This is a genomic window from Bradyrhizobium sp. P2_E8, from assembly GCF_056403875.1.
The window spans coordinates 1-10,482 of sequence record NZ_JBFUES010000152.1 but is presented as its reverse complement, the minus strand read 5'-3'; the positions used below and the strand labels follow the sequence as shown (position 1 = coordinate 10,482).

Below are 10,482 nucleotides of genomic sequence, written 5' to 3'. Positions count from 1 at the left end.
TCCTTGAACTTGCCGCCCTGCTGCGCGGCCGCGGTGCGGCGCTGGCTCTCCAGCGAATATTCGTCCTGCTTCTCGCGCGAGATGCCGTAGCGCTTGGCGACGATTTCGGCCGTGTCGATCATGGGCATGTAGACCTCGCCCTTGATCTTGAGCAGTGCCGGGTCCTGGGCGTGGAAGCCGTTCATCTTGTCGTTCTGCACCAGCGAGATCGACTCGCCGCCGCCGCCGACCGCGATCTCGACGCCGTCGAAGATCACCGAGCGCGCGGCGAGCGCGATGGCCTGGAGGCCCGAGGCGCATTGCCGGTCGATGGTGGTGCCGGCGACGGTGACGGGAAGGCCGGCCCGGAGCAGCGCCTTGCGCGCGATGTTGCCGCCGGTCGCCCCCTGCTGGAGGGCGGCGCCCATCACGACGTCCTCGACCTCCTTCGGATCGACCTTGGCGCGGGCGACGGCTTCGCCGATGGCGTGGCCGAGCAGCGTGGCGCCCTCGGTGGCATTGAGCATGCCGCGATAGGCCTTGCCGATCGGCGTGCGGGCGRTGGAAACGATGACGGCGTCGGTCAAGAGCGACCTCCTGATACGGTTTTGGTGGATTGTGACGATTTCTGCTGCTGGCGCAATTCGTGGCGCGACAACTTTCCGACCGGCGTGCGCGGCAGGTCGTCGACGAAGGCGACCTCGGCCGGCAATTCGTGCTTGCCGAGCTTGCCGGCGAGCTGGGTGCGCAGCTCGTCGAGCGAGAACGGTTTGGCGTCGGGCCTCAGCTTGATGAAGGCCTTGGCGGCCTCGCCGCGGTACTGGTCGGGAATGCCGAGCACGATCACCTCGTGCACGCCGGGAATGGTGTAGATCGCCTGCTCGATCATCTGGGGATAGACGTTGAAGCCGCCGGAGATGATCATGTCCTTCTTGCGGTCGACCAGAAAGAAATAGCCGTCGGTATCGACATAGCCGATGTCGCCGGTGAGGAAGCGGCCGTCGATGAAAGCCTCCGCGGATCCCGCTGGCTTGTTCCAGTACCCCTTGGTGACGTTCGGGCCCTTGATGCGGATCTCGCCGACCTCGCCCGGCGGCAGCACTTTTGTCGGATCGTCCAGCGACACCACGTCGAGCTCGATGCCGGGCAGCATCAGGCCGATCGAGCCGGGCTTGTCCGGTCCTGTCGGCGGATGGCCGGTGCCGGGCGAGCAGGTCTCGGTCATGCCCCAGCCGCTGCGCAGCTTCTTGCCGACCTTGCGCTCGAAGAAGCTGGCGATCTCCACCGGCAGCGGCGCGCCGCCGGAGCCGATCGTGGCGAGCGAGGAGAAATCGCGCTTGTCGAGATCCGGCAGCGCCGCGATCGCGATCCACATCGTCGGCACGCCCGGAAAGTATGTCGCGCGCTTGACCTCGATGTCGCGCATCACGGCCTCGACGTCGAAGCGCTGGTGCAGCGAGATCTGATTGCCGCGGCGGAGCGAGGACAGCAGCACGACGGTGAGCGCATAGATGTGAAACAGCGGCAGCACGCAGATCACGCGCTCGATGACGTCGCCGCGCGTCGCGCGCGACGGCTTGCCCCAGACGTCGTAGATCGACACCGCCGAGGTGAGGTTGCCGTGGGTGAGCATCGCGCCCTTGGGCAGGCCGGTGGTGCCGCCGGTATATTGCAGCAGGGCGACGTCGTCGGCTGTCACTTTCGGCCATTCTGCCGGCGCGGCCGCGCCCTCGACGAAGGCTTTGAACGTCACGATGCGGGGATCGTTGGGGATCGCCGCCTGCGGCGTGCCGACCTTGCCCCAATTGTCGTCCTCGCAGACGACGAGGCGGTCGATCAGGCCCTTCTCCAGAAATTTCAGCGCGGTCGGCAGCAGCGCGGCGAGGTTGGAGGTGACCAGAACGCGCGAGCCGGAGTCGGACACCTTGTGCGTCAGCGCGATCTCGCCGTCGAGCGGAGAAAGGTGCGCGACGCGGCTGCCTGCCTTCAGCGCGCCGAAGAAATTGACGGGGTGATCAGGCGTGTTGCCGAGGAACAGCGCGACGGAGGTGTTCTTGCCGCAGCCGGCGCGGAGGAACGCCGCCGCCGCGCGCTCGGCCATCGCGGCGAGCTCGGTGTAGGTGATCGGACGGTCGCGGAATTCCAGCGCCGTGCGCGGGCCGTAATCGGCGGCGGCTTTCGACAAGAGGTCAGGCAGCGAGCCCTGGACGATGGTGTCGTCCCAACGCACGCCCTCGGGATAAAACTGTTCGCCGGGATGGGTCATTTCAGTTCGTTACTCTGCGACGCTAGCAGCGATTCCAAGTGAGGTGAGCACACTGCCCGAGCTCCCTTCCCCCTTGCGGGGAWGGGTTGGGGAAGGGGGTAGCCACAAACTCTGACCTCACCCGGGGCTACCCCCCTCCCTGCCCCTCCCCCGCAAGGGGGGAGGGAACGGAGAGGGAGTCGCCCGGAGCCGGATTTCGCGGCCACTGCGCCCAATTCGATCACGCCGCTTTCGACGCCGCCGCCAGCGAGGCGAAGGTCTTGCCCTCCGCCGCGAGCTTCTTCAGCAGCGGTGCGGGCTCGAGGCTGGGGTCGTTGGTCTCCTTGGCGTAGAACGACAGGCGATCGGCGATGTGCTTGAGGCCGACGGTGTCGGCCCAGAACATCGGGCCGCCGCGATAGATCGGCCAGCCGTAGCCGTAGAGCCAGACCACGTCGATGTCGGAGGGGCGCGCCGCGATGCCCTCTTCGAGGATCTTCGCACCCTCGTTGATCATCGGATACATCATGCGCTCGAGGATCTCCTCGTCGCTGACGGCGCGCTTCTTGCGGCCGAGACGCAGCAGCGTCTCGTCGATCAGCTTCTCGACTTCAGGGTCGGGCAGCGCCGAGCGCGAGCCGGCTTCGTACTTGTAGTAGCCCTTGCCGGTCTTCTGGCCGAAACGGCCGGCTTCGCAGAGCGCGTCCGCGATCTCCGACTTGATGCCGCGGTCTTTGCGCGAGCGCCAGCCGATGTCGAGGCCGGCGAGGTCGCCCATCGCGAACGGGCCCATCGGCATGCCGAACTTGGTGACGACGGCATCGACCTGCTGCGGCAAGGCGCCTTCGAACAGCAGCTTCTCGGACTGCTTGCCGCGCTGGGCCAGCATGCGGTTGCCGACGAAGCCGTCGCAGACGCCGACCACGGCCGGCACCTTTGCGATTTTACGCGCGATCGTGACGGCCGTGACGAGGGCATCCGGCGCGGTCTTGTCGGCGCGCACGATCTCGCACAGCTTCATGACGTTGGCCGGCGAGAAGAAGTGCATGCCGAGCACGTCCTGCGGACGCTTGGTCGACTTCGCGATCTCGTCGATGTTGAGATACGAGGTGTTCGAGGCGAGCACCGCGCCCGGCTTGACGTACTGGTCGAGCTTGCCGAACACTTCCTTCTTCACCGCCATGGTCTCGAACACGGCTTCGATCACCAGGTCAGCATCACCGACATTCTCGATGCCGACGACGCCGGTGATCAGCGCCATGCGCTTGGCGGGCGCGTCGGCCGGGATGCCGCCACGCGCCGCGGTCGCTTCCCAGTTCTTCTGCATGATGCCGAGGCCGCGCTTGAGCTGCTCCTCGCCGGTTTCGATCAGGGTGACGGGAACGCCGGCATTGGCAAACGACATCGCGATGCCGCCGCCCATGGTGCCGGCACCGAGAATGGCAACACGGTTGACGGGACGCGACTTGGTGCCTTCGGGCACGCCCGCGATCTTGCTGGCCTCGCGCTCGGCGAAGAAGGCATAGCGCTGCGCCTTGGACTGGTCGCTGGCGACGAGCTTGAGGAAGCCCTCGCGCTCCTTCTTCAGGCCCTCGTCGAACGGAAGATCGATGGCGTAGCCGACCGCGTCGGCGGCCGCGAACGGCGCTTCCAGCCCCCGCGACTTCTTGGTCATGGCGGCAACCGCATTGGTGAAGATCGAGCGGTCGGCCTTGGCGGCCGCGATCTTGGAATCGTCGTCGCGCAGGCGGCGCAGCGGGCGCTTCTCGGCGAGCAATTTGCGGACGAAGGCTTCGCCGCCGGAGGCCGGACCTTCGATGATCTCCTCGATTAGGCCGTTCTTCAGCGCTTCCGCCGCACCGATCGGATCGCCGCCGACGATCATCTTGACCGCGAGCTCGGGGCCGACCGCGCGCGGCAGGCGCTGGGTGCCGCCGGCGCCGGGCAGCAGGCCGAGCTTCACTTCGGGCAGGCCGAGCTTGGCCTCTTTCACCGCAACGCGGAAATGGCAGGCCAGCGCGACCTCGAGGCCGCCGCCGAGCGCGGTGCCGTGAATTGCGGCAACGACCGGCTTCGGCGAGTTCTCGATCTCGGACAGCACGTCGTTGAGGGCGGGCGGCTTCGGCGGCTTGCCGAATTCGGTGATGTCGGCACCGGCGATGAAGGTGCGGCCGGCACAGGTCAGCACGATGCCCTTGATCGCGGGATCGGCGATTGCGGCCTTGATGCACTCCAGAATGCCACCGCGGACTGCGGCACTCAGCGCATTGACCGGAGGGCTGTTGACCGTGACGATCCCGACTTCGTCATGACGCTCAAGCTTGACCACTTCGCTCACGGTTTCCCTCCTTGGTGGGGATTTACTTTTGTTCGATTTCGCGGTGCGGAATTTAATTCCGCATCTTGACGGCAGGGTTATTTTGAAGCACGCACGTTGTCAACGACTCCGCGCAAGAAGCAGATCAGGGATGAAGCGTACAGGAAAGAAGACTGCGACCGATCGGAATTTCGTCGTCGCGCTTTCCCGCGGACTTGATGTATTGCGCGCATTCCAACCCAGCGACGGCCTTCTCGGCAACCAGGAGATCGCGGCCCGCACCAACCTGCCCAAGCCGACCGTTTCGCGCCTGACCTACACGTTGACGAAGCTCGGTTATCTGACGCCGGTTCCCCGCTTCGAGAAATATCAGCTCGCGCCGGCCGCGATGGCGCTCGGTTATGCGGCGTTGTCCAATCTCGGTGTTCGACATTTGTCCGAGCCGTTTCGCGAGGAAGTGATGCGCGCGACCGGCGGCGCGGTCGCGATCGGGGGCCGCGACCGTCACAGCATGATCTATTTCGGGCAGAGCCKCGGCAGCGAGACGGTCGGCGTTCAACTCGACGTCGGCTCCCGCGTGCCGATCGCAACCAGCGCAATGGGCCGCGCCTATTTCTGGGCGCTGGCCGAAGAAGATCGCGCCGAGCTGTCGCGCGTCCTGCGCGAGCATTACGGCAGCCGCTGGCCGAAGATGCGCGATGGCCTCGAACGTTCCGGCGAGACCGTCGCGAAATACGGCTTTGCGATTTCCGTCGGCGACTGGCACGACGACATCGGCGCCGCCGGCGTCGCGCTCAAGCTCAACGATGGAACCGGACCTTACGCATTCAATTGCGGCGCGCCCGCATTCCGCTTCACGGAAGAGCGTTTGATCAACGACATTGGACCGCGTCTGCTTGCGATGGTAAGGAACATCGAAGCGGCACTCGGGGGTCTGATGCCGCATTCCAAAAAAGAAGTCAGCAAAAAGCTGAAATCAGGAGGAAAAGTTGCGCGTGTGGCCGAGGGGTTCAGATAGCCTTTGTCATGATCGGGAGCGGTTCGCATCGCCCCGTCGCCCACTGAAATTCGCGGGCGAGACGAGATGACGCAGGCACAGCTCGCGCAGGGGACATCGCCCCTGCTCGCGGTTCGCGACGTCAGCGTCGTGTTCGGCGGCATCATTGCGCTCAACGGTGTGTCCTTCGACATGCACAAGGGCCAGATCCTCGGATTGATCGGCCCCAACGGCGCCGGCAAGACGACGCTCTTCAACTGCCTGTCGCGGCTCTACCAGCCGTCGTCCGGCGACATCCTGATGGAGGGCGCGAGCATCCTGTCGCGGCCGCCGCACCGGATCGCCGAGATCGGCATCGGCCGCACCTTCCAGAACGTCGCGCTGTTTCCGAACCTTTCGGTGATGGACAACGTCCGAGTCGGCACGCATGCGCGCACCTCCAGCGACATCATCAGCGACTCGCTGCGCCTCGCCTGGATTCGCCGCAGCGAGACCGACGTCAACAAGAAGGTGCACGAGATCCTCGCCTATCTCGACCTCGAGGACGTCGCCCACACCGTGGTGTCCGGCCTGCCCTTCGGCACCCAGAAGCGCGTCGAGCTGGCGCGCGCGCTGGCGGCGGACCCGAAGATCCTGCTGCTCGACGAGCCGGCCGGCGGCCTCAACCACGAGGAAGTCCACGTGCTCGGCGACCTGATCCGCCGCATCCGCGACGACCGCCACATGACCGTGCTGCTGGTCGAGCATCACATGGGCCTCGTGATGTCGATCGCCGACCACGTCGTCGCGCTCAATTTCGGCAAGAAGCTCGCGGAAGGCACGCCCGCGCAGGTGCAGGCGGACCCCGACGTCATCAAGGCCTATCTCGGGAGCAAGGACCAATGACGACGCTGCTCAACGTCAAGGACCTACGCGCCTATTACGGCCAGGTCCAGGCGCTCCATGGCCTGTCCTTCTCGCTCAACGAGGGCTCGCTGACGACGCTGCTCGGCGCCAATGGCGCCGGCAAGACCACCACCTTGCGCGCGATCTGCAACATGGTGCGTTCCACCGGTGCGATCGAGTTCGAAGGCAAGCCGCTCAACAACCGCTCCACCGAGAGCATCGTGCGGTTCGGCATCGCCCACGTGCCGCAGGGCCGCGGCACCTTCACGACGATGACGGTCGAGGAGAACCTCCAGCTCGGAGCCATCACCCGCAAGGACAGCGCCGGCATCGTTTCCGACATCGAGCGCATGTATGCGCATTTCCCGGTGCTGAAGCAGCGCCACACCCAGCAGGCCGGCACGCTCTCGGGCGGCGAGCAGCAGATGCTCGCGGTCGCCCGTGCGCTGATGCTGCGACCGCGGCTGATGCTGCTCGACGAGCCGTCCTTCGGCCTCGCGCCGCTGGTCGTGCGCGACCTGTTCGGCATCCTCGGCAAGATCAACCGCGAGGACAAGGTGTCGATCCTGGTGGTCGAGCAGAACGCCCAGCTCGCGCTCGAGCTCGCCGACCAGGCCTACGTGATCGAGACCGGACGCATCGTGATGTCGGGCAATGCCAAGGACATCGCGAACAACGAAGAAATCCGCAAATCCTATCTGGGTTACTGAGGAGCCGGCACGATGGAGCTGTTCACCAACCAAGTGCTGGCCGGCATCGCCACGGGCGCGATCTATGCCTGCATGGCGCTCGCGGTCGTCATGATCTACCAGGCCATCGACCATCTCAACTTCGCGCAGGGTGAGATGGCGATGTTCTCGACCTTCATCTCCTGGCAGCTGATGCAGTGGGGCATCCCCTACTGGGCCGCTTTCGTCATCACGCTGGCGCTCTCCTTCGTCGCCGGCATCGCGATCGAGCGCATTCTGTTCAAGCCTCTGGCGAAGGCGCCGGTGCTGACCAACGTCGCCGGCTTCATCGCGCTGTTCGCGATCATCAACTCCTCGGCCGGCCTGATCTGGGACTTCACCATCAAGCAATATCCGACCCCGTTCGGCTCCTCGCCGTTCCTCGGCAGCCAGCTGATCTCGACCCACCAGGCCGGCATGATCGGCGTCACCGTGCTGCTGCTGCTCGGCCTCTACTTCTTCTTCCAGTACACGCGGATCGGCCTCGCCATGCGCGCGGCCGCCTCGGTGCCTGAATCGGCCCGCCTCGTCGGCATTAACACGTCCTGGATGATCGCGCTCGGCTGGGGCATGGCGACCGCGATCGGCGCGATCGCCGGCATGCTGATCGCCCCCGTCGTGTTCCTCGAGCCGAACATGATGGGCGGCGTGCTGATCTACGGCTTTGCCGCCGCAGTGCTCGGCGGTCTCACCAGCCCGTTCGGCGCCGTGGTCGGCGGCTTCCTGGTCGGCATCTTCGAGAACCTCGCCGGCACCTACATCCCCGGCGTCGGCAACGAGCTGAAACTGCCGATCGCGCTCGCGCTGATCATCTCCGTCCTGGTCGTCAAACCCGCTGGCCTGTTCGGCCGGCACATCGTCAAGCGAGTTTGATCATGAGCGCAGCAGAAGAAGTCGTCGCCGAAGGCCACCAGGCGGTCGAGGCTGTTCCGAAGCGGGCCATGACGCTGGGCACCGGCACCTCGCTGGTGGTGCTCGCGGCACTGCTGATCGCGCCCGTCTTCGTCAAGAACTTCATCATCTTCCAGATGACGATGCTCCTGATCTACGGGCTCGCGGTGCTGGCGCTGAACATCCTGACCGGCGGCTCCGGCCAGTTCTCGCTCGGCCAGAGCGCTTTCTACGCGGTCGGCGCCTATACGACCGCGGTGCTGATGGAGCACTTCAACGTCAATTACGCGCTGACGCTGCCGATCGCCGGCGTCGTCTGCTTCGGCTTCGGCTTCCTGTTCGGCCAGCCGGCGCTGCGGCTCTCCGGCGTCTACCTCGCGCTCGCGACCTTCGCGCTCGCCACCGCCATGCCGCAGCTCCTCAAGCTGAACTTCCTCGAGCACTGGACCGGCGGCGTGCAGGGCCTCGTCGTCACCAAGCCCGATGCGCCGTTCGGCCTGCCGATGTCGCAGGACATGTGGCTATACTACTTCACGCTCGTGGTCGTGATCGCGATCTACATCTTCTCGGTGAACCTGCTGCGCTCCCGCTCGGGCCGCGCCTTCATGGCGATCCGCGACAACGAGATCGCGGCCTCCGCCATGGGCGTCGACGTCGCGCTGTACAAGACGCTGGCCTTCGGCGTGTCCGCCGCCATCACCGGCGTCGCCGGCTCGCTCGGCGCCATCGCGGTGCAGTTCGTGGCCCCGGACAGCTACACCATCACGCTGGCGATCTCGCTGTTCCTCGGCATGGTCGTCGGTGGCGTGGGCTGGCTGCCCGGCTCGATCGTCGGTGCCGCCTTCATCATCTTCGTGCCGAACATCGCGGAGGGCATCTCCAAGGGCCTCTCCGGCGCCGTGTTCGGCGTGCTCCTGTTCGCCGTCATCTACCTCGTGCCGCACGGCGCAAGGCAAGTCGCAATCATGGGCCAGCAACTCGCCGGAAGGCTCAGGAAGAACTGAAAACCTCATTAAGGAAGGAGACTAAATTGTTTCTTGGAAGAATACTGCGAACCACCGCACTCGTAACGGCGGTCGCGACCCTCGGCTCCGGCGCAGCACTCGCTCAGAAGAAATACGACACCGGCGCGTCCGATACCGAGATCAAGATCGGCAACATCATGCCGTACAGCGGTCCGGCGTCGGCCTATGGCATCATCGGCAAGACCGAAGAAGCCTATTTCAAGATGATCAACGACAAGGGCGGCATCAACGGCCGCAAGATCAACTTCGTCACCTATGACGACGGCTATTCGCCGCCGAAGGCCGTGGAGCAGGTCCGCAAGCTGGTCGAGAGCGACGAAGTGCTGGCCGTGTTCAACCCGCTCGGCACGCCTTCGAACAGCGCGATCCAGAAATACCTGAACGCCAAGAAGATCCCGCAGCTCTTCGTCGCCACCGGCGCCACCAAGTGGAACGACCCGAAGAACTTCCCCTGGACCATAGGCTGGCAGCCCTCCTACCAGAGCGAAGCGCAGATCTACGCGAAATGGCTGATGAAGGAAAAGCCGGACGCCAAGGTCGCGATCCTCTACCAGAACGACGATTTCGGCAAAGACTACCTCAAGGGGACCAAGGATGGGCTCGGCGCCAAGGCGGCGTCGACCATCATCATGGAGGAGAGCTACGAGGTGTCCGAGCCGTCGATCGACGGCCACATCGTCAAGATCAAGGCCGCCAATCCCGACGTGCTGCTGATCTATGCGACCCCGAAGTTCGCGGCCCAGACCATCAAGAAGACCGCCGAGCTCAGCTGGAAGCCGCTCCAGATCCTCACCAACGTGTCGATCTCGGTCGGCAGCGTGATGAAGCCGGCCGGCTTCGAGAATGCGCAGGGCGTGCTGTCGGCAGCCTATGCCAAGGACTCGACGGATCCGCAGTGGAACAACGACCCCGGCATGAAGAAGTGGAACGAGTTCGTCGACAAGTACATGCCGGGTGCCGACAAGTCCGACACCAGCATGGTCTACGGCTATGGCGCCGCGTCGACGCTCGCCAAGGCGCTGGAAATGTGCGGTGACGATCTCACCCGCGCCAACCTCATGAAGCAAGCCGCTTCGTTGAAGGATTTTGCACCGGACACCCTGCTCCCCGGTGTCAAGATCAACACCGGCGCCACCGATTTCGCCCCGATCGCGCAGCTCCAGATGCAGCGCTTCAAGGGCGAGAGGTGGGAACTGTTCGGCGAGATCATCAGCGGCGACGTCGCCTCCGAGTGACACGCTGACGCAATAGTCCAACCGCAAGGAAGCCCCCGCGATCGCTCGCGGGGGCTTTTTGTTGACGTCGGGCGTCAATCTTGTTCAATGCGGCCCTGATCCAGCTCGGGGTAGGAGAACAATGGCTGCCGGTCGTTTTCAGGTTGCGGCCCTTTCGGCTGCACTCGCGTTGTGCAGTTC

The 10,482-nt window shown here is 65.0% G+C and carries 9 protein-coding genes; 6 read left to right on the top strand and 3 right to left on the bottom strand.

Annotation, left to right across the window (positions count from 1 at the left end; genetic code table 11):
- The 3 genes from AC1D00_RS11280 to AC1D00_RS11270 form a co-directional block, all read right to left on the bottom strand.
- Positions 1-566: thiolase family protein (locus AC1D00_RS11280; protein WP_477010729.1), on the bottom strand; the 566-nt coding region annotated here is incomplete at its 3' end.
- Positions 563-2,245, bottom strand: a complete 1,683-nt coding sequence (gene pimA, locus AC1D00_RS11275) for a dicarboxylate--CoA ligase PimA (RefSeq protein WP_477010728.1) — start codon at positions 2,243-2,245, stop codon at positions 563-565. The genes pimA and AC1D00_RS11280, both read right to left, overlap by 4 nt.
- Before the next feature lie 220 nt (positions 2,246-2,465).
- Entirely contained in the window at positions 2,466-4,562 is a 2,097-nt protein-coding gene (locus tag AC1D00_RS11270) for a 3-hydroxyacyl-CoA dehydrogenase NAD-binding domain-containing protein (protein ID WP_025575808.1), read from the bottom strand.
- Between the two features lie 130 nt (positions 4,563-4,692).
- Here AC1D00_RS11270 and AC1D00_RS11265 point away from each other — a divergent pair, with 130 nt between their 5' ends.
- The 6 genes from AC1D00_RS11265 to AC1D00_RS11240 all read left to right on the top strand — a co-directional run bounded on the left by AC1D00_RS11265 (position 4,693) and on the right by AC1D00_RS11240 (position 10,302).
- Positions 4,693-5,559, top strand: coding sequence for an IclR family transcriptional regulator (locus AC1D00_RS11265; protein WP_477010727.1), 867 nt, complete (start codon positions 4,693-4,695; stop codon positions 5,557-5,559).
- A gap of 66 nt (positions 5,560-5,625) precedes the next feature.
- The gene (locus AC1D00_RS11260) at positions 5,626-6,423 is read left to right on the top strand and encodes an ABC transporter ATP-binding protein (protein ID WP_025575804.1); all 798 of its coding nucleotides are present in this window, start codon (positions 5,626-5,628) and stop codon (positions 6,421-6,423) included.
- Positions 6,420-7,133 carry an ABC transporter ATP-binding protein gene (locus AC1D00_RS11255; RefSeq protein WP_025575802.1) on the top strand — a complete coding sequence of 238 codons (714 nt, stop codon included), beginning with the start codon at positions 6,420-6,422 and terminating at the stop codon, positions 7,131-7,133. The genes AC1D00_RS11260 and AC1D00_RS11255 overlap by 4 nt, the downstream gene beginning before the upstream one ends.
- 12 nt (positions 7,134-7,145) lie before the next feature.
- Positions 7,146-8,024: a branched-chain amino acid ABC transporter permease gene (locus AC1D00_RS11250; protein ID WP_025575800.1), complete on the top strand. Its 879-nt coding sequence runs from the start codon at positions 7,146-7,148 to the stop codon at positions 8,022-8,024.
- Positions 8,025-8,026: 2 nt separating this feature from the next.
- A complete protein-coding gene (locus tag AC1D00_RS11245; protein WP_025575799.1) occupies positions 8,027-9,046 on the top strand; it encodes a branched-chain amino acid ABC transporter permease in 1,020 nt (339 codons plus the stop codon).
- A 26-nt stretch (positions 9,047-9,072) separates the two neighbouring features.
- The gene (locus AC1D00_RS11240; RefSeq protein WP_025575796.1) at positions 9,073-10,302 is read left to right on the top strand and encodes an ABC transporter substrate-binding protein; all 1,230 of its coding nucleotides are present in this window, start codon (positions 9,073-9,075) and stop codon (positions 10,300-10,302) included.
- The last annotated feature ends 180 nt before the right edge of the window (positions 10,303-10,482 follow it).

Bases quoted from the DNA above. Each gene is read 5' to 3' on its own strand.
- AC1D00_RS11255 (WP_025575802.1), top strand. From the start codon at position 6,420: ATGACGACGCTGCTCAACGTCAAGGACCTACGCGCCTATTACGGCCAG.
- AC1D00_RS11250 (WP_025575800.1), top strand. From the start codon at position 7,146: ATGGAGCTGTTCACCAACCAAGTGCTGGCCGGCATCGCCACGGGCGCG.
- AC1D00_RS11260 (WP_025575804.1), top strand. From the start codon at position 5,626: ATGACGCAGGCACAGCTCGCGCAGGGGACATCGCCCCTGCTCGCGGTT.
- AC1D00_RS11245 (WP_025575799.1), top strand. From the start codon at position 8,027: ATGAGCGCAGCAGAAGAAGTCGTCGCCGAAGGCCACCAGGCGGTCGAG.
- pimA (WP_477010728.1), bottom strand. From the start codon at position 2,245: ATGACCCATCCCGGCGAACAGTTTTATCCCGAGGGCGTGCGTTGGGAC.